This is a genomic window from Rheinheimera sp. UJ51, assembly GCF_020819615.1.
GTDB classification, from domain to species: Bacteria; Pseudomonadota; Gammaproteobacteria; order Enterobacterales; family Alteromonadaceae; genus Alishewanella; species Alishewanella maricola.
Map to the genome: position 1 here is coordinate 431546 of NZ_JAJHOG010000001.1, position 18659 is coordinate 450204.

An 18659-nucleotide genomic window follows, 5' to 3' on the forward strand; every position below is an offset into this window, starting at 1 on the left:
CTTAATCTAGCCAAACTAATGAGCAGAAAACCAGCTAAAGAGCTGAGTTTAAGAAGGCAAGCTCAGCTGAACAGTACTCGCGCTCTCCCTTTTTTATACTTTCACAACTTTCAGTTAAAAACGTTATGAAAACATCCAATGCAGATTCAAAATTATGAAGCGTTTCAGACTCTGATAATCCATTATTAGCCAAACTTAGTAAAGCTGTAAACCTCGAAAAGAAATATGTTACAGAACTGTAATATAGACAAAAAATCATCTTTGTTTTAGTTATGTCACTCTCAAAAAACTGCCATTGAAGTGTAATAAAAGACTTTGCATCCGCAATTGAGTTACCCTTAAAGATAAGCTTTTCTGTCCAAGCCAGTACAGATACCTTTTCAGATTTTGTCAAAATACCATTTATGTATCTGGCATTAAAAAATGTCTGAGAGCTCGTATCAATAAAGAATTCTGATTGTAGGATATCCAAATATGCTTGTTTATTTATAACCGTAGATGGCAATAAAATATGATCTGGCTGTAAAGGCATAGTGCCCTGTATTAATGCACCATCACTACAGTTGTACACCTGACTGTGCTTTTGAAAATCTTTAAGCAACATTTCAGCCACTTTTCTAGCCAAATCAAATTCAGGTTTCGTAAAAACCATTTTCCTAAAATTACCGGCAACAACAATTTGTTCAGGATTAGCTTTTGTATACTCATAACTTTGAGTACCGGCTTCGTTGTAATAAATAGATTTTTTAGAATGATGATAATTAGGATCTACTTGCCCGAAATCTACTCCAAACAAGTATACTTGCTTATGGCCTAGCCCCAACACAAAACTTAATGCGAGATTAGACGCTGTTGGTAAAGCATACGATATAACTCTTAATGATTGTTTTAGAGCATTTTCAATTTCATCTTTAAAAACAACCGTAGGCGCTTCACCTTCTTTAAATGCCAGTAATCCATTTTTAAAAAGTGCTCTTGTTTCTGGATGAACACTAGAAAAAGAAATTAAAGCAATCTCTTTTAGAACTGATTCACCACAACTACTTTTAAGATGATCAAAAGTAGATGCGTTTTGCTCCGCTTCTACATGAAAGTCAGGAACTATATCATAACTTAATAACGGTTTTATTGCGGTGCCAACACTAATTACAATGGCTTGCTTTTGATATTTTTTTATATATTTTGCTGTATAATCAAGGCTAGGACCATTACCAACAATAAAAATAGGCAGTGATGCAAGTGGCTCAATTAGGTGCTTTTTCAGCATAAACACACAGCTTTTTGAATCAAGATTACTTAACGAATGATGAATTCCATATTTAGCATGATCAAAATAATCACCTAGTGCTAAGATACTTCTTAACTGCTCTTGTAACCCGACAAATGTTTTTTGTAGTGCGGGAGAAACATAGTTCAACCAGAAACAACTTTCAGCGAGCGCATAAGGCCCAACCCGATAGAATTGCCTTAAAATCTCATCAAAATAATCACCTGAACTACCACCTACATTTAGATACAATTGACGCCCATGCTCATCCATCTGCTTCAAAAAAACATGCCAAGGCAACACAAAAAGTGAGGCATAAAAAAAATCAGGCTCAGACTCAAATAAAAATATATTTTTTAAATTAGCTTTTTCAAAAAGAGTGTCTAAGGGCAACGATAAACAACAACCTGAAATGATCAGAGATGAGATGTTTTCAATATTTGTGCTGGAAAAATTAGAAAACTTGCTTTCAATTGCATCAAGTTTTGCTAAGGCTTTATAGTGTATATAGTGCCTTAACTTATAAGGAACCTTGGGTTTGACCTGTTTATAACCTTTAAAATTACTTTTAAAAAACAAATTAGAGATATTTTCAATTTCGGTGTTAAACCTTCTGTAAAGAAAGCAATCTCGTTTGAAATTATAAAGGTTAGTAGCGTGGTTTTCGTCTAAAACTAGCTGCCATCTTTGAGCTTGATAGCTTCGCATAGCGTGGGCGAGATGAGGAAAGTACTTTTCTAAAGCATGTAAATTTACAGAGAATAAACCATCTTTGCCTGAATATTTTAATGGAGTGATATTTCCAAGCATATTGCCTGTTCTTAACGGAACATAATCTATGGATTGTTCATATCCCAGGAATTGTCGATTAGAATTCAATAATTTTGATGAGTTACCAGAATTGCTTTTATAGTATTCAATTATTTCATCTGATACTGGATGAGATAAATGACGATAATAATGCACGCGATTAATATTCGGCTGCATCGTTAAAATTTCTGATAAATGCTCTGCCAAATCACTACCGGCATTGCCAATCTGCAAACCTAAATGAATGCCGTTGCGATCAGCTATGTGCAGTAAATTTTGCCAATCTATGGCATGTGCAGAACAATTTAGAAAATCTGCACGAGGCTCATATAAAATTAAAAACTTAACCTTGAGATTTTCTATCAGTTTTTGTAGTGTAAAACCTAAACCCAGACCAAACACCAACAATACGTCTGCTCTTTGCAGGTTTGTCTCGATACCGGCTGTATCATTCAAAGAAAAGTACGGTGCTTTGCTAAGAAAACTGTAAAACTCTGTGTCACATTCAGCCTCTGGCTCATCGCCATACAATGCAGAACCAGTGCTAAGATCCGCAATATTAAGTTGATTGGCTTTATTGACAAAAATAGAGAACTGTTTTTGTTTTATCTCATTTAAGTAGTCAGCCAATTCAGAAGATAGATTGGCAAAAACATGCTTATTTAATGCATATCTTTTTTTAACTGTATTATGAAGTAGTTGATGCTCTGGTGAGTCAGTATCGATCTCTGCAGTTTGAAATACGCAGGAATGAAGCATGTATAATTCTCGATTGTTTTAGCCATTCTGAACTGTATGGTAACTAGCCTTACCTTTTTTAGCTAACTGAATATTCTCCAGTGCTTTTACGATATTTTCCCTCTCAGATTGAAGCAAAGCAATGATGTCCACTAACCAATCTTGTTGTAGGTTTAGAACAATTTTTCGTTGCTCCTCTGAAAGGCCATCAGAGACTTCAGCAAAAGATAGCTGCTCAAATAACTTAGTGGCAACGTCTAGCTCACTATTAGTATTTGCGATATCTGCTAATAGTGCTTGCTTTAAATTAGTAAGCTCTTCTAGATAGTCTTTAGATGACAACATTATTAAGCACCAACCGCGACTTGCTGAATATTTTGTTGCAGTTCAGATCTCAGTTTATAACCTTGTTCGCGATCTGCTACAGGGATCTGATCCCACGCAGATTTAATTGTTAGCAATAGCGTCATAACTTCATCAACTTTTTTGATATTCACTTCTCTGCTGGCTAGAGTTAAATGGTTAATCATAAATTCATACAATGCATCTAAGTTCTGAGATATTTCCCCACCTGCATCCATATCGAGTGAGCCTTTTAATGCACTGATGATTGCTATTGATTTACCAAAAGCTTGCGCTTTTAAAGAGAAATCTTTTCTTTCCATTGCGCCTTTTGCTTTAGCCATGTTCTCTAAAGCACCTTGCATCAACAATTGAATAATACGGTGTGGATCTGCAACGGCTATATCGTCTTTAACGCCAACAGATCTGTATGCTTTAATACCATAACTCATAACAACTCCTTAACTTGAACTATTTGATGAGAACTTAGGAAGGCTTGACAAAGCAGCTGTAACACTTGCCTGCTGCCGCTGCATTTGCCCAAGAAGGGAGTCTAAAGCCGCATAACGCTTTCTAAGTGAATCTTCATAACTAGCTATGTATCGGCTGGCAGCCTCAGAAGCTTTAGTATTTTCTCTCAATTGAGAAGTTAAAGTATTTTGACGGCTAGATAAAATACCACCAGACTTAGTATATTCACTAATTAAAGTATTTAGCTGACTTACAAAACCATCATCGCCACCAAATAGTTTGGCAATATCATCATAACTATTGTTTAAAGCGTCATCAAAACGATTTTTGCCCGTCTCTGAATTAAACTCGGTACTAGTTGAAATTTCTAGCTTGCCATCTTTATTTAACGTAATACCCATAGAGTACAGAGTATTTAAGCCATCTGCGGCACCCGGAACAGTAGACCCAAGAATACTTCGTAGCTGACTTAGTATATTTCTAGGTAAGGAATCACCAGATAATGCACCGCTCTCAAGAGTGACGGAGCCATCAGCGCCTAAAACTCTGTTGCGAGTTAAGTCGGTGATCTGTGTTACTAGAGAATTAAAACTGCTAATAAAGCTTTTAATATTAGTTTCTGCTGCCGACTTATCAGTGGCAATATCTAGTTTTGCATTATTGCCCGTTGGCGTAACATTGAGCACAGTTAGCGAAATATCTTGCACGACATCATTGAATACATTAGTACTGCTGTTTAACGCTGTACCATCAATTTCGATTTGCGCATCGTTTGCCCCAGAGGTTAAGGTCATCCCCGCTGAAGTACCAGTCGCGATTGTAGATAATGTATCGAGCTCAGCGTTATCGTTTGAGATAACTAAATCATTCCCGAGACCAGTAACACTCGAATTTAACACCAACTTTGCACCAGTAGTGCCACCCACATTAAGAATATTGGCATTGATACCAAAGTTGTCAGCAGTATCATTAATCTTTAATCTCAGCTCATTCAGTGTCATGCCTGCTGTTACGGCAACAGTAAAGGATTTATCACCTGCGGCAAAAGTGAGATTACCATCAGTAGTGGAGACCACACTGTTAGAGTCAGTAAATGAAGCATCAACCGTTTCCACTCGGCTACCTTTTGCTAACTGGTTAACTTTGATATCAAAGCTAGAGGCTGCAGCAGTATTTTTCGCGGTAGCTTGAATGAAAGTTTTACCTGTCTCTGGTTGAGTTATAGTAACTGTTCTTGCTTTTAAACTTTCACTTGAAAGTTTTTTTGAGGCATCCAGGAAGCTAGATAAAGCAGACTTTAACTTGCCTACACCTGATAAAGAGGCGTTAAGCGTAGAAGTATTTTTTTCTATCCGAGAAAACTTAGTTTGTCGTTCAACATTTACAAAACTGGTGACCAACTCATCTAAAGGCAAACCCGATGCGGCACCTAAAAAATTTATGGACGACATACACTTCTCCTCTACACTTAAACGCTAAATACGTTCTGGCGATTAAACTTGCTTATCAACCAAAACGCCAAGCGACTGCCCCATTTCCTGTTGAAGTTTTTTTATATCTTGTGCAACTTTCAGTAATTCTTCTGATGGAATTTGCCGAATTAATTGATCGTTGCTGCGATCTATAACCTTAATGATAGACCGGCCTGATGCTTCATCAACCATAAAGCTCAAAGAGCGCTGTTCAAATATTGCGGCCTTATTTACAATGCTTAATGCATTGTCTATTTCCACTTCACTTGGAACAACAGATAATTCACCTTTAGTCGTTGGTTGCGTTTTGTTGTCAACAGGTTTTAATTGTTCAACATTGGCTATTTTGCTAGCCATGTCTGTATTATTTAATCCAGACATTGTAGCAGTTGTGACTGTATTCATAAAATCACCTCGAATGATAAGGCTAGATGAAGGCTATCGCCTTCATCATAGCGCTTAAATATCATTAACCTAATAACGACAACGCTGCCTGTGGCCGCTGATTTGCCTGTGCCAGTACTGTTTGACTGGTTTGCTGCAAAATCTGTGCCCGAGTTAATTCTGCCGTTTCTGTCGCGAAATCAGTGTCGCGAATACGAGCACGCGCACCTGATACGTTTTCAGAAATATTCGTTAAGTTACGAATAGTCGCCTGGAAACGGTTTTGAATCGCACCCAAGTCCGCGCGTTTTGCATCTACCGTTGAAATGGCATTATCAATACTGGTTAGCAAAGATGAACCTGTTTCTGTTCCAGAAACATCAACTGAATCTAAATTCAAAGCTGTGGCAGTAAAACCAGCGGAGCCGTTACCTAAACTTACGGTAATGTATTCTTGATCATTGCCATTAACACCAACTAAAAATTTGAATTGACCGTCTGTATCTGTTGAACCTTTACTCAGTAACTCTTTATCACCAAACTTTGTAGTCTCAGCAATACGAGTAATTTCAGTTTTTAACGCTGAAATTTCTTTTTGAATTGCAACTTTGTCTTTTTCTGCATTAATGCCGTTTTCAGATTGCACGACTAAGGTACGCATCCGCTGCAAAGAGGTAGTAATTTCATCCATCGCACCTTCAGCAACTTGTGCAAGTGAAATACCGTCGTTGGCATTACGAGCGCCCTGGTCCAAACCATTAATTTGGCTGGTTAAGCGGTTAGATATCTGTAAGCCAGCCGCATCATCAGATGCACTGTTGATCCGAAAGCCAGAAGATAAGCGTTTGAATGCGGTATCCAAAGCGCCGCCTGAGTTCATCAACTGACGCTGAGCATTCAGCGATGAAGTATTAGTATTGACAAATAAAGCCATGAGTCACTCCTTAGTCATCAGCAATATTTTGCCTTTGACTGTAGTTTAAAGTACGGATAATCCGTTTAGCTGAGTCAAGCTGCAACTTGACTTAACTTTGTATCGGCATACTTGAAATAAACTTTAGGTTTTTTTTGAAGTTTTTTGAAGATTTTTATGGGGAGTTGAAGGTGGAACTATTTTTCTAACATTAAAGCCGCCAACAGGCGGCTTTACGATAAGCGAGTCACTCCACTGAAGCTGTTCCGGCAAGAAGCAAGATTACTGCAATAATCTCGATGCTTCAGCGCGTTACGCTATTAACCTTGTAGTAAACTTAGAGCGCCCTGTGGCCGTTGATTTGCCTGGGCTAACACAGTCTGACTGGTTTGTTGCAGAATCTGTGCCCGAGTCAACTCAGCCGTTTCTTTGGCAAAGTCGGTATCGCGGATCCGTGCACGAGCTCCTGATACGTTTTCAGAGATATTAGTTAAGTTACGAATGGTCGCCTGAAAACGGTTCTGAATCGCACCTAAATCTGCACGTTTTCCATCAATACTACTAATTGCCGCATCAAGTTTGGTTAGAATTGAAGAACCCGTTTGGCTTACATCCGACACATCAATAGTGTCGATAGCTAAGCCTGCTGATGAAAAACCACCACCTGTACCAAAGCCCAAACTCACAGTAATGTAATCTTGAGTATCTCCACTAACACCAACTAGAAACTTAAACTGACCACTAGTATCAGCAGAATTGATATTCAGTAACTGCTGATCACCAAACTTAGTAGTGCCAGCAATACGCGTTACTTCCGTTTTTAAGGCTGAAATTTCTTTTTGAATAGCAGTCTTATCACCAGCACTGTTAATACCATTTTCTGATTGAATCACTAAAGTACGCATACGTTGTAACGATGTAGTAATTTCATCCATCGCACCTTCAGCTACTTGAGCTAAAGAAATACCGTCATTGGCATTACGTGCCGCTTGATCCAAGCCGTTAATTTGACTGGTTAAACGGTTAGAAATCTGTAAGCCTGCTGCATCGTCAGCCGCGCTGTTAATCCGAAAACCTGAAGATAAACGCTTAAAAGCGGTGTCTAAAGCGTTACCTGATGTGATCATCTGACGCTGGGCGTTCAGTGATGAAGTATTGGTATTTACAAATAAAGCCATGATGTATTCCTCGCTTTTTAACTGTTTAGGGCAATTTGAACTGCGTATTGCCTGTTTCTTGCCGTGTTAAATATGTATCGGCGCAGTGCGAGGAAACTTTAGAATTTTTTTGAGGATTTTAAATTTAATATTAATCAATGACTTTAGAGCAGGCATTGCTGCCTGCTCTGGTTTTTAGCGGATATAATCAAATAACGTTGTTGCGTTAACTTTAGAAAACGTTTGTGAGGCGGCCTGTAATGCCACTTCTTGGCGCTTAATTTCAGTAAGCGCTGCGGCAAGATCCACTTCAGAAATATCAGCTTTGTACTGTTGGTTATTAATTAATAAATCGGCATTGGTATTAAAAACACTGTCTACGACATTTAATCGCCCGCCCAAATTGGCTAATACACTGTCAACGTTGTTCGCGGTGACTGTGGTCTGCTGCAGAATATCGGCAAGGCCAACTGTTAAATCACTTGCAGAGGAAGCTGGATCACTTAACGTATCTATATACTTCTGTAAGGTATTTAAAATATTGGTTTGTTGTGGTTTCGGTAGTTCAAAATCAACTTGAGCGGGTAGAGTTGTCGCCGTATCTAGTGCAAATTCGGCGCCATTAAAGTTAATAGCACTACCAGGTACATAACTTCCTGTCACAGGAGGTGATAATGCGCTGCCATTACGTAAAAATTGATAATTGCCTGCCACATCAATATCTAAACGATAATTATTATTCGTTGCCGTTAAGTTATCGTAATTACTTAAATAGAAACCGTCAAAAGCCGTTTGATTAACTACGTTGATCGTTGTACCAGCAGGAGCTGTTGTTAATTGGGGCATGAAACGCTCAAACACAGAATCAAAAATAGCTTTACCACTATCATTACTCGGTAAGCTAATTGATTGCGAAATTTGTAACGCTCGTGAACCATCATCGCCAATAAACTGATATTTGCCATCTTGGTTTAATTCGTAAGCCGCTGTTTTATCCTGATAGCCAGCAAAAATAAAACTGCCCTCTGAGCTACGCGTGTTCATTAAATCAAACAACTCTGTTTGAATATTTTTTAATTCAAACGCGATGGCTTTGCGTTGCTCAATCGTGTAGGTGCCATTACCACTAGCTTGCGCCAGTGTAGAAACCCGATCATAGGAAGATCGCATGCTCGTTAGAACCGTTTCTTGCAGCGCTAAATTGTTTTTAAGCAAAACGCTATTCGTTTGAAATTGCTCAATCTGCGCCTTACTTTGGTCAAGACTTAACACTTTAGCTGCGCCTGCTGGATCATCGGCCGGTGACAAAATACGCGTTTGCTTGCTAAGTTGCGTTTCGGCTTTTGACATACGTTGCTGTGCGTTTAGAATGCCATTTAGGCTCTGTGTAAACTGCATATTAAAAGTTAAACGCATACCTTACCTCACTGACTGCAACAGGGTGTCAAAAATTTCTTGCGAAGTGGCTATAATTTTAGCAGCTGCCGCATAGCTTTGCTGAAATCGAATTAAATCGGCTGCTTCTTCATCTAAGTTTACCCCAGATAAAGACTCATACCATAAAGTGGTCTGCTCTAAAATAGCCGTATTGGCTTCATCAGCAGTGCGCGCTTGACGCGTACGCTCACCAATGTTCCCCACCATAATCCCATAACTTTGATTTAAACTATACAAATTCACTGCGGAACCAGCAGGATCCGCACTGCGCCGCACCAGCGAGGCATTTTGTAACGCTGACATGGCTAAACCATTGCGGTTGTCATTGTAGCCGTTGCTGTTAAAGTCCAACGTAAATTTATCACCAGGCTTGGGCACACCGGTAATATTAAAATCAAAACCTAACTGAGATAAATCGGGCACATTATTTGGGTTAGTAAATACATTATTAAAATTATTGGTATCAAAAAAACTGTTGCCCAACACACCATTGGCATCAGCAATTTCAAATACATGTTGTCCAGAAACGCCAGAAGTAGTGTCGAATCCCTGATACGTAATAGTATAGGGTCCATCCGGCAAACCATTACTGTTAAACGCAGAGCTTGCAGGATCAGTATTAGAAACAGAGACCCCCTCAACCCGCCCATTACCCAAATTAGTAATATCATACTCACCGCGAACAGGGCCGGATAACGCTAAATCTTCAGCTCTGGACGTTGCCATTTGTAACTGGCGTGCCGCAGAGTCTAATGGTTTTAATAAGAATTTATCACCTGTCACACCACTAATGGTTAACTTTAAACCAAATAAGTCACCATTGGCATTATCGGCGGTAAAGGGGGAAGTTGAAGGAAAACCAGTGGCACTGGTTAAGGTTTTCACTTTAAGGAGATCAGGTTGACCATTGCTGTCTAAATATGGTTGTCCCATCTCGTCTAAGGCCGTTACCGTGGCGGTAGTGGCATCGACTATCGTCACAAGGAAATTATTCGGCGGCAATTGATTGGCTTTGCCTGGTTCAACTTCTACGATAACACGACTGCTGGCGCTATTGTCTTTAAACGCTAAACCTTGCGAGCTCGGCAACCGAAATAGATCCTGCCCAATGGTGCCATTAAGCGTTAAGCCTAATTTATTTTGCTGGTTCATGTTATCCGCCAGCGTAAGACCTAATTGCCCTAATTGTTGTTGGGTCGGATTTAACACCTGCAACCTATAATCGGTTAAAGCACCGACCTTACCGCCAATACCTTGTGCGCTCAGCGTCACTTTGGCATCAGCATTTTCACGTAAGGTGAGCAGTATTTCGCGATTATTCGGATCAGGCTCGCCGCGCAGTGATAGCAGATTAAACTGGCCACGTTCAACCACGAGCGCCTGCCCCGTGCCCATAAATACCAGTTTTTCACCTGATTTCGAGTCAACGGTTTGGATATCCACAAATTCGGCTAACTTTAAAATAGCGGCATCACGCTTATCGAGTAAATCTAAAGGAACAGGCCGACTAGGGCTGGAACCATAATTGACAATTTCAACATTCAAGGTCGCGACCTGACTAACCAAGTCATTGATGTCTTTTACATAGATATCCAGCTGTTGATTAATAAAATTTTCTTGATCAGATAACAAAGTAGACATATTGCCAAATTGGTCAATTAACGACTGGCTGGTTCCTAAAACAAGTTGCCGGTTGGATAACTGCGTGGGATCATTGTTCGCGGTTTGAATTTGTTGAAATAAGTTATTCATACCGGTGGATATACTGTTGGCTGCATTAGAGAACAGCGCGTCTAAACGATTCGCTTCTGCCAAGTACTGCGCACTGTAAGATGCACTGGTTGTGTCACGACGTAATTGTTTTTGGCTAAATTCGTTTACCAAGCGCTCAGTGGTGCCTTGGCCAACACCTAAGCCAAATTGCTGCGACACAAATTCCGTGCGTTGCCGCACATAGCCAGGCGTATTGATATTGGCAATATTGTTACTGGTGGTATTTAGCAAGGTGTTACTGGCTAATACCGCTGTTCTACCAATGTTAAGTAAGCTCATTTATCGCTCCACGCACCCGTTTACGGGTATAGGCTATTCTTCGGCTGTTGTTTGAAAATCTTGAGCGTTATTTAATTCTGCTCTAACTTGTTCAAAGGCGGTACTTTTAAATACCGCCATAATTTTTTGGGCATAATTGGGATCGGTGGCATACCCTGCGGCTTGTAATTCACTAAAATACGCAGCTGGTTCTTGTGCGGCAGCGACCGCTTGTTGATAACGCAGGCTATTAGCAATAAAACCCGCGTAATCTTGTAAGCTGTGTTCGGCAGAATCATAAGCCCGAAACTTGGCTTGTTCTTTACGCGCCACTCCTTGGCGGTATTCCAGCGTATCAACGACAGCGGTCTCACCTTGCCAATTACGACTGGCTTTAATACCAAATAAATTATAACTATTGTCACCACTGGCGGTTTTAATAACGCGTTTACCCCAACCTGTTTCAAGTGCGGCTTGGGCAATTAGCGCTAACGGATCTAACCCTAAAGCACCGGCAGCTTTGCGTGCCGCGGGCAGTAAACTGCGAATAAACTCCACCGGTGAATCGTTACGAAGCGTTGACGCCCCCACAACGGCTAGTGGCTCAACATTACTTATAGTGCTACTGCCAGCAATTGCCGCAGCTTGGGCTTGTTCTTGTTTTTGTGCACGCTGTTGTTGCAGTTTATCTAATAATGGGCTCAGTTGTGATAATTCGCGCCGCCCCGGCTGAGCCATTTCGGCTTGCGCAAGCTGCTGCATAGATTGGGCTTTTAATAACCCCAGCTCCGGTGCATCTTTAAACAGTTGCACTTGTGGCATGTTTAATTCATCGGCACGTGTATCACCGGGTAAACGCAACGCGGAAGCGGATTTTTTGTGCTGGCTGGCGGCTTGAGGGTCCAGCTGTTGCACTAACAAATCGGCTAAACCCAAGGCACCTTTTTGCGCTAAATCAGATGCCATCTGGTTATCATGCATATCACGATAAAACTCTGTGGTTTGGCTATTCATTAAACCTTCTGCTTCAAACGCCTTATTCGCTTGACGCATACTTTTTAGCAGCATATTAAAAAAGATCCCTTCAAACTGCTCAGCTGCTTGGCGCAGCGCACCCTTGCTATCATCTTTAGCTGCACTGCGAATTTGCTGCAGGCTGCTTAAATCATGATAAGAATGTTGCAGTTTGCCGGTATCCATTTAGATCACCACCAGCTCGCCATGAATGGCGCCAGCCTCTTTTAACGCTTCTAAAATGGCCATTAAATCACCCGGAGCTGCGCCAACTGCATTTACAGTGCGCACCAAATCATCAAGTGTGACACCAGGGTCAAATTTAAACATTCTGGAGTTTTCTGGGTTCACATCAATAATGCTGTTTTGTACTACGGCCGTTTCACCACCGGCTAACGCATTAGGTTGCACCACCTGTGGGTTTTCAGCAATGGTGACCGTTAAGCCACCATGAGTAACAGCAGCAGGGAACAAACGCACATCTTTACCAATCACGATGGTGCCAGTGCGAGAATTAATAATGATCTTGGCAGATTGATCTGCTGGTTGAAAGGTCAAGTTTTCTAATACCGACAAATAACTTACGCGTTGGCTAATATCGCGCGGCGCTCTAACCTGTACCGAAGAGGCATCTAATGAAAAGGCGGTTTCTGGGCCCATAAAGCCGTTAATGACTTCAGCCAATCTTTTTGCAGTAGTAAAATCTGGGCGCTTTAAATTAAACGTAATAAAATCGCCTTTAGCAAAAGGAGACTCTACTTCGCGCTCGACCACAGCCCCGTTTGGAATACGGCCCACTGTGGGTGTGTTCACTAAAATACGCGAACCATCTAAACCTTCCGCACCTAAGCCACTAACAATTAAACTGCCCTGTGCTACTGCGTACACATTGCCATCTAAGCCGGTTAAAAAGGTTTGTAATAAAGTGCCGCCACGCAAACTTTTCGCGCTACCTACCGAAGATACCGTAATATCGATATTTTGCCCGGGCTTAGCAAAAGCCGGTAACTCAGCATGGATGGCCACTGCCGCCACATTTTTTATTTGCGTACGTGAACCCGCCGGTAAGTTAATCCCAAAATTAGCCAGCATGGTGCGGAAGCTTTGTTCGGTGAATGGGCTTTGTTCGCCAGTACCGGGTAAGCCGACCACCAACCCATAACCGACTAATTGGTTACTGCGCACCCCTTCAATATCGGTGACATCTTTAATGCGCGCAGCTTGAACTAGGTTGCTGCAAACTAGCGTAGATAATAAGCCGAGCATGATCAGAAACCGCATATACTGCTCCTAGAATGGCCAGAATGGGCCATTAAAAAACTGGGTTAACCAGCCAGGTGATTGCCCACCATGATGCGCACCCGTACCGCTGTATTCGATACGTGCATTCGCGATCTTGGTCGACTCTACCGTGTTATTCACATCAACATCTTGTGGCCGAATAACCCCAGTTAAACGGATATATTCTTTACCGGTATTTAATGTCAGCCATTTTTCACCGCGGATCACTAAGTTACCGTTCGACATCACCTGTAACACATTGACCGAGATATCGCCGACTAAGCTATTGCTCTGATCCGCTTTGGCATCACCTTTAAAGTCTTGGCTACTGCCCGCGCCAAACTGCAACACGTTACCCCCTACCGATACGTTGCTTCCGGCAAAATTAATCGGGTCAAAAGCAATGTTGCTGTCTTTGGCCGTTTCCGTTTTAGCTTTTTTCGACGCTTGCGTTTTCTCACGCAGCACTACGGTAATAATGTCGCCTTCATGCCGTGCTTTGTTATCGGAATACAAACTATTGGAATGGCTTTGCATAAACAACGAACCATTTTTCACCACCGGCCGCGGCGCCGACTCTGGCGGCAAGGGAGCAAAATACGGATCGTTTGGCTGGGCCTCTTGCATCGAAGCACAGGCGGTTAAACTACCGACCATCAGTATTAATAGGACATTACGCATTAGCTGTACCTGCCTTATAACTGTTGAATAACAAAACCAAGCATCTGATCCACGGTTGAAATAACTTTAGAGTTCATTTCATACACGCGCTGGCTTTCAATTAAGCTAACCAATTCTTCTGTGACGTTCACGTTAGAGGTTTCTAGCGCGCCCTGCACAATAATGCCTAGGCCTTCTAACCCTGGAATGCCTTGCACCGGATCGCCACTAGCGGGCGTTTCGCTAAACAAGTTTTGACCAATCGGCTCTAAACCGGCCGGGTTAATAAAATTAGTGACCGTTAACTGACCTAATACGGCATTTTCAACCTGCCCAGCTAAACGAGCGGAGATCTCTCCATCTTGAGACACCATGATATTCGTCGCATCTGGCGGCACCACAATATTGGGCTGTACCTGATAACCAGCACCAGACGTCACAACATTACCATCACCATCAACCGTAAATTGGCCATTGCGGCTATAAGAAATGGTGCCATCTGGCATTAACACTTCAAAAAAGCCATGGCCTTGGATCATCAGATCCAAACTGTTCTCAGTGGTGATCATATTGCCTTGGGTAAAGCTTTTTTGCGTCGCCACAACCTTAGTACCGGCACCTATCATTAAGCCGTTAGGTAATTCGGAGTTTTGGGAAGAGCGGCCACCTGGCTGATTAATGTTTTGATACAGCAAATCTTCAAACACGGCACGGCTCTTTTTAAAACCTACCGTGCTGGCATTCGCCAAGTTGTTAGAAATAACCGAGATGTCACGCTGTTTCGCGTCTAACCCTGTTTTGCTGATCCACAATGCTGGATGCATTTGTACCTCCTGGGCTTACGCCCTATTAACTAAGTGCCAAGCAGCTGCTGGCTGAAGTAAAACGGTAAAAAGAAAAAGCGTTAACCCATGATCCGCAGCAACTGATTTTGCTGTTGATCCATTTGCTCAGCTTGCTTCATCATTTTCACTTGTAATTCAAACTGGCGCTGTAAGCTGATCATCGTGGTCATTTCGCCAACCGCATTGACATTACTGCCCTCATAGGCGCCGCTAAGCAAAGTGACATTGGCACTGGCCTGGGCATCCTGACCATCTTTACGTCGAAACAAGCCATCGTTACCTTTAACGATATCGGCATATTCCGGTTGTACTAATTTAATACGCCCTACTTCCTCTAACGCGTTTGCCGGAGCGCCTTGCGCTCTGGCAATCACGGTGCCATCAGCGCCGATTTCCATCTTCGCTAGCGGCACGGGTAACTGCAGCGGCCCCGCATCGCCCATCACCGGCAAATCGCTGGCGGTCATCAACATACCGCTGGCACTAATTTGTAAATTGCCAGCACGGGTGTAGGCTTCATTACCGTCTTTATCTTGCACAGCAAACCAGCCGTCACCTTGAATAGCCACGTCTAATTCACGTTCAGTAATAATCATCGCACCACTGTCAAAGTTTTGACCTGGACTCTCTGTTAACGAAAACACTCGGGTGGGCAAACCTTCACCGAAGGCTTGCATGGCTCGTGCTTGCTCAAAATCGGCTTTAAAGCCGACTGTGCCGGTATTAGCCAGATTATTTGCGCGAACACTGATGCCATTCATGTTCTCTTTGGCACCGCTCATGGCGATATATAACAGACGATCCATAATAAACCTCGCAGGGACTTGCCGTTTTTACTTAACAAAACTTTTATTGCTTAACTATAGTTAAGCAATAAAAGTGCCAGCTTGATAAAACAGGCTATTTTGATTAAAAAAAAGCCACCCGCAGGTGGCTTGATTCGACCGATAAATCGTTTATCGGATCTGCAAGATGGTTTGTTGCAAGGTACTGTTTACTTCTAAGGCCCGCGAGTTGGCCTGGAAGTTACGCTGGGCGCTAATCAAATCAACCAATTCTGTAGTTAAGTTAACGTTTGACTGCTCTAACGCCGAGCTTTGAATGCTACCAAAGGTACCGGTATTTGGCTCACCGGCTAACGGCTCACCCGAGGCTAAGCTGGCTTTCCAAGAGGTCGATCCTGCTTGACTTAAACCCTGTGGGTTAGCAAACCGTACCATGGCTACTTGCGCTAAAAACTGCTGATCGCCATTAGAATAAGACGCCATAATCTTACCACCCACATCGATATCTAGCCCTGTTAAACGGCCAACAGTAGTGCCGTTTTGACTTAATGTCCCCACTTCAAAAGCAGAAGCGTATTGGGTTGGTGTACGTGTTGCGGCTTGATCGCGAAAGCGAATACCAAAATCACCTGAATCACCGAAACTAGCGCCATTATTTAATAAGCCATTTAAATCTGCCGGCGAAATAGTAATGTCACTAAAGTTGGTATCGTCAGGGGTACCATTTGGTTGAAAAGCTAATTGTGTTGTAGCAGATGGGACGATTGTGCCATTAAATGTGGTATAGACATCCCAGGTATTACTTGCCAAGGGATCTGTTCTAACAAAAAACACGCTGAGTATGTGTGCCTGCCCTAAGCTGTCGTAAATAGTGGTAGACGTGGTACTGTTATAAGAACCACGATCAGTGGGATCAAAAACGGTTATGGTTGGCGGCAATGATCGTGCGTCTAAATTCATACTAACAAACACATCACGCGTTGCGCTGGGTGCGCCAGCAGTAGTGGGGATCTGGATAGGATTAGTTGTACTTAAACTGACCGAGGTAGTCGAGCCCGTTTCTGCATCAACCGGATAGCCTTGTAAAAAGCTACCATTGTTGTTAACTAAGAAGTTATTGGCATCCAGCTTAAATGCACCGGCACGCGTATAACCATAATCACGCGAACCCACTTCCGAAGCGGTAACAAAAAAACCATCACCGGTAATAGCCAGATCCAACGAGTTATTGGTAAATAACAATGAACCTTGCTGGAATTGCTGAGCTACAGAAGATGTTCTTACACCATCACCGACCTTGGTTTTACCCGCTTGAAATACTGAAGATGCATACACATCGGCAAATTCAGCACGAGATTCTTTAAAACCCGTAGTATTAACGTTAGCGATGTTGTTTGCTGTGGTATCTAAATCTTTTTGTGCAGCGGCGATACCGCTTAATGCTATATTAAAACTCATATGTTACCTCACCTTAAGCGGTTGTATTAACCATAAGAAACTTCTAACACATCGGCCAGTTTCACTGCCCCAATGCCTAATAAATTCAGTGTAATGCCGTTACCGTTGTTGCCCATACTGACACTGGATACAGGGGTATACACTTGTACTGGGGCATTTTCCGTTTTGCCTCTGGCACTGACTTCAACACTGATGTTATAAAGCCCAGCTGCAACAGTCTCACCAGCTTGATTGGTGCCATCCCAAGCAAACTCGTTTTTACCCAATTGCGGTTGATTTACACTAAATGTAGAAACTAGCTCGCCATTGGGTTTAGTGATAATCACTTTCATGTTATCCGCTGGTTGTTCCAGGTTTATTTGGCCACGCGAGAGCGACTCACCGGTGAAAACTAATTGGTCAGACTGTGTCAGCACACTGCGCCCTACTAGTGATGAGGCTTGCAAGGCTTGATTAGACGACATGCTTTGCGCCAAGCTACTAAAGTTATCATTAAGCTTGGTGATACCATCGGCCATGGTAAAGTTGGTCATCTGCGCGATCATCTGATCATTTTCTACCGGTTTGGTCGGGTCTTGATAAGCTAATTGCTGAGTTAACAAAGCAAAAAAGTCAGACTGCGTTAAAGCGCCATTGTTTTTATCGGCAACTTTTTTCTCAGTATCCCAGTACATCCCTTCTAGCGCAGAATTTGTATTAATGGTTGTCATGCGTTACTCCTTACCCCTGACCTAACCGTAAGGTGCGCATTAACATTTGTTTTGCGGCATCTGCGGTTTGTACGTTGGTTTCATAGGCTCGAGACGCTGAAATCATATTCGCCATCTCTTCCATAATGTTGACGTTGGGCTTGTAGACATAGCCATTTTCATCCGCCAACGGGTGATTGGGCGCATATTCCACATTCGGTGGCGCGTCAGATTCGACAATTCCCAGCACTTTAACGCCAGAGCCGGCATCTTGTTGCCGCTGCGCTTGCGCAAACTCGGTGGCAAACACCGGGTGACGACCACGGTAAACCTGATCGATACTACTGCTAACGCTATTCGCATTGGCAATGTTACTGGCTGTGGTATTCATTCTCACTGACTGGGCGGTCATGCCAGAGCCAGCAATATCAAACACTTTAAATAAGCTCATAATTACTGTCCTGTTCCTGTCAGTGCTTTTTTCAAGCCACTGATCCGACTATTCAAAAATTGTAGGCTGGTCTGGTATTCGATGGCATTTTGCATCATGGCATTACGCTCGCGGTTCATATCCACGCTGTTACCATCGCCGGTGTCAGTTTGTTCTGGATTGCGAAACTTCACTTCATGCCGGGTTGCAGTTGAAATGGGGAAATGCCCATCATGCGTCCGCTGCATGGAACTGCGTTGCCGAGATTGGGCGTTCACCAGCGCTTGCTGAAAATCGATGTCTTTAGCTTTGTAGCCAGGAGTGTCAGCGTTAGCGACGTTTTCTGACAGCACTTGCGCACGACGATCTCGAACCAGCAACGCTTGTTCGTGCATGCCAAAGGCTTTGTCTAAACTGATTGCCATTTTTTTGCCACCTCATGTTGTAACCTTAATTTGAGGAAGCAAAAAGCAGG

At 42.5% G+C, this 18659-nt stretch carries 18 protein-coding genes; all 18 read right to left on the reverse strand.

The genetic code is table 11. The annotated features are described in order from the left end of the window. Positions 1–34: 34 nt before the first annotated feature. The 18 genes from LMJ53_RS01960 to flgB all read right to left on the reverse strand — a co-directional run bounded on the left by LMJ53_RS01960 (position 35) and on the right by flgB (position 18609). Positions 35–2836 (reverse strand): 6-hydroxymethylpterin diphosphokinase MptE-like protein, encoded by a 2802-nt coding sequence (locus LMJ53_RS01960; RefSeq protein WP_229584539.1) that lies wholly within the window; start codon positions 2834–2836, stop codon positions 35–37. A gap of 18 nt (positions 2837–2854) precedes the next feature. Continuing rightward, positions 2855–3160 carry a hypothetical protein gene (locus tag LMJ53_RS01965; protein WP_229584540.1) on the reverse strand — a complete coding sequence of 102 codons (306 nt, stop codon included), beginning with the start codon at positions 3158–3160 and terminating at the stop codon, positions 2855–2857. Between the two features lie 2 nt (positions 3161–3162). Further along, entirely contained in the window at positions 3163–3609 is a 447-nt protein-coding gene (gene fliS, locus LMJ53_RS01970; RefSeq protein ID WP_229584541.1) for a flagellar export chaperone FliS, read from the reverse strand. 9 nt (positions 3610–3618) lie between these two features. Beyond that, positions 3619–5079, reverse strand: a complete 1461-nt coding sequence (gene fliD, locus LMJ53_RS01975; protein WP_229584542.1) for a flagellar filament capping protein FliD — start codon at positions 5077–5079, stop codon at positions 3619–3621. 42 nt (positions 5080–5121) lie between these two features. After that, positions 5122–5505, reverse strand: a complete 384-nt coding sequence (locus tag LMJ53_RS01980) for a flagellar protein FlaG (RefSeq protein ID WP_229584543.1) — start codon at positions 5503–5505, stop codon at positions 5122–5124. A 64-nt stretch (positions 5506–5569) separates the two neighbouring features. Beyond that, positions 5570–6418: a flagellin gene (locus tag LMJ53_RS01985; protein ID WP_229584544.1), complete on the reverse strand. Its 849-nt coding sequence runs from the start codon at positions 6416–6418 to the stop codon at positions 5570–5572. 299 nt (positions 6419–6717) lie between these two features. Further along, positions 6718–7575, reverse strand: a complete 858-nt coding sequence (locus tag LMJ53_RS01990) for a flagellin (protein ID WP_229584545.1) — start codon at positions 7573–7575, stop codon at positions 6718–6720. Between the two features lie 174 nt (positions 7576–7749). Then, positions 7750–8970, reverse strand: coding sequence for a flagellar hook-associated protein FlgL (flgL, locus tag LMJ53_RS01995; RefSeq protein ID WP_229584546.1), 1221 nt, complete (start codon positions 8968–8970; stop codon positions 7750–7752). 3 nt (positions 8971–8973) lie between these two features. Beyond that, complete coding sequence (flgK, locus tag LMJ53_RS02000) at positions 8974–11043, reverse strand: flagellar hook-associated protein FlgK (protein WP_229584547.1); 2070 nt, start codon at positions 11041–11043, stop codon at positions 8974–8976. Positions 11044–11076: 33 nt separating this feature from the next. Then, complete coding sequence (flgJ, locus tag LMJ53_RS02005) at positions 11077–12222, reverse strand: flagellar assembly peptidoglycan hydrolase FlgJ (protein WP_229584548.1); 1146 nt, start codon at positions 12220–12222, stop codon at positions 11077–11079. After that, complete coding sequence (locus LMJ53_RS02010) at positions 12223–13317, reverse strand: flagellar basal body P-ring protein FlgI (protein ID WP_229584549.1); 1095 nt, start codon at positions 13315–13317, stop codon at positions 12223–12225. It lies immediately after the preceding gene. A 9-nt stretch (positions 13318–13326) separates the two neighbouring features. After that, positions 13327–13998: a flagellar basal body L-ring protein FlgH gene (gene flgH / locus LMJ53_RS02015; protein WP_229584550.1), complete on the reverse strand. Its 672-nt coding sequence runs from the start codon at positions 13996–13998 to the stop codon at positions 13327–13329. Positions 13999–14012: 14 nt separating this feature from the next. Then, on the reverse strand, positions 14013–14801 hold the full coding sequence (gene flgG, locus LMJ53_RS02020; protein WP_229584551.1) for a flagellar basal-body rod protein FlgG: 789 nt from the start codon (positions 14799–14801) through the stop codon (positions 14013–14015). A gap of 80 nt (positions 14802–14881) precedes the next feature. Further along, positions 14882–15628 carry a flagellar basal body rod protein FlgF gene (locus LMJ53_RS02025; protein ID WP_229584552.1) on the reverse strand — a complete coding sequence of 249 codons (747 nt, stop codon included), beginning with the start codon at positions 15626–15628 and terminating at the stop codon, positions 14882–14884. A gap of 150 nt (positions 15629–15778) precedes the next feature. Further along, positions 15779–17065: a flagellar hook protein FlgE gene (gene flgE, locus LMJ53_RS02030; protein WP_229584553.1), complete on the reverse strand. Its 1287-nt coding sequence runs from the start codon at positions 17063–17065 to the stop codon at positions 15779–15781. A 26-nt stretch (positions 17066–17091) separates the two neighbouring features. Then, positions 17092–17775 carry a flagellar hook assembly protein FlgD gene (locus LMJ53_RS02035; RefSeq protein WP_229584554.1) on the reverse strand — a complete coding sequence of 228 codons (684 nt, stop codon included), beginning with the start codon at positions 17773–17775 and terminating at the stop codon, positions 17092–17094. A 10-nt stretch (positions 17776–17785) separates the two neighbouring features. Beyond that, complete coding sequence (gene flgC, locus LMJ53_RS02040) at positions 17786–18205, reverse strand: flagellar basal body rod protein FlgC (protein WP_226751796.1); 420 nt, start codon at positions 18203–18205, stop codon at positions 17786–17788. A 2-nt stretch (positions 18206–18207) separates the two neighbouring features. Further along, the gene (gene flgB / locus LMJ53_RS02045; RefSeq protein WP_229584555.1) at positions 18208–18609 is read right to left on the reverse strand and encodes a flagellar basal body rod protein FlgB; all 402 of its coding nucleotides are present in this window, start codon (positions 18607–18609) and stop codon (positions 18208–18210) included. Positions 18610–18659: the final 50 nt, after the last annotated feature.

Coding starts and splice junctions, on each gene's coding strand:
- LMJ53_RS01960 (WP_229584539.1), bottom strand. CDS start 2,836: ATGCTTCATTCCTGCGTATTTCAAACTGCAGAGATCGATACTGACTCA.
- LMJ53_RS01965 (WP_229584540.1), bottom strand. CDS start 3,160: ATGTTGTCATCTAAAGACTATCTAGAAGAGCTTACTAATTTAAAGCAA.
- fliS (WP_229584541.1), bottom strand. CDS start 3,609: ATGAGTTATGGTATTAAAGCATACAGATCTGTTGGCGTTAAAGACGAT.
- fliD (WP_229584542.1), bottom strand. CDS start 5,079: ATGTCGTCCATAAATTTTTTAGGTGCCGCATCGGGTTTGCCTTTAGAT.
- LMJ53_RS01980 (WP_229584543.1), bottom strand. CDS start 5,505: ATGAATACAGTCACAACTGCTACAATGTCTGGATTAAATAATACAGAC.
- LMJ53_RS01985 (WP_229584544.1), bottom strand. CDS start 6,418: ATGGCTTTATTTGTCAATACTAATACTTCATCGCTGAATGCTCAGCGT.
- LMJ53_RS01990 (WP_229584545.1), bottom strand. CDS start 7,575: ATGGCTTTATTTGTAAATACCAATACTTCATCACTGAACGCCCAGCGT.
- flgL (WP_229584546.1), bottom strand. CDS start 8,970: ATGCGTTTAACTTTTAATATGCAGTTTACACAGAGCCTAAATGGCATT.
- flgK (WP_229584547.1), bottom strand. CDS start 11,043: ATGAGCTTACTTAACATTGGTAGAACAGCGGTATTAGCCAGTAACACC.
- flgJ (WP_229584548.1), bottom strand. CDS start 12,222: ATGGATACCGGCAAACTGCAACATTCTTATCATGATTTAAGCAGCCTG.
- LMJ53_RS02010 (WP_229584549.1), bottom strand. CDS start 13,317: ATGCGGTTTCTGATCATGCTCGGCTTATTATCTACGCTAGTTTGCAGC.
- flgH (WP_229584550.1), bottom strand. CDS start 13,998: ATGCGTAATGTCCTATTAATACTGATGGTCGGTAGTTTAACCGCCTGT.
- flgG (WP_229584551.1), bottom strand. CDS start 14,801: ATGCATCCAGCATTGTGGATCAGCAAAACAGGGTTAGACGCGAAACAG.
- LMJ53_RS02025 (WP_229584552.1), bottom strand. CDS start 15,628: ATGGATCGTCTGTTATATATCGCCATGAGCGGTGCCAAAGAGAACATG.
- flgE (WP_229584553.1), bottom strand. CDS start 17,065: ATGAGTTTTAATATAGCATTAAGCGGTATCGCCGCTGCACAAAAAGAT.
- LMJ53_RS02035 (WP_229584554.1), bottom strand. CDS start 17,775: ATGACAACCATTAATACAAATTCTGCGCTAGAAGGGATGTACTGGGAT.
- flgC (WP_226751796.1), bottom strand. CDS start 18,205: ATGAGCTTATTTAAAGTGTTTGATATTGCTGGCTCTGGCATGACCGCC.
- flgB (WP_229584555.1), bottom strand. CDS start 18,609: ATGGCAATCAGTTTAGACAAAGCCTTTGGCATGCACGAACAAGCGTTG.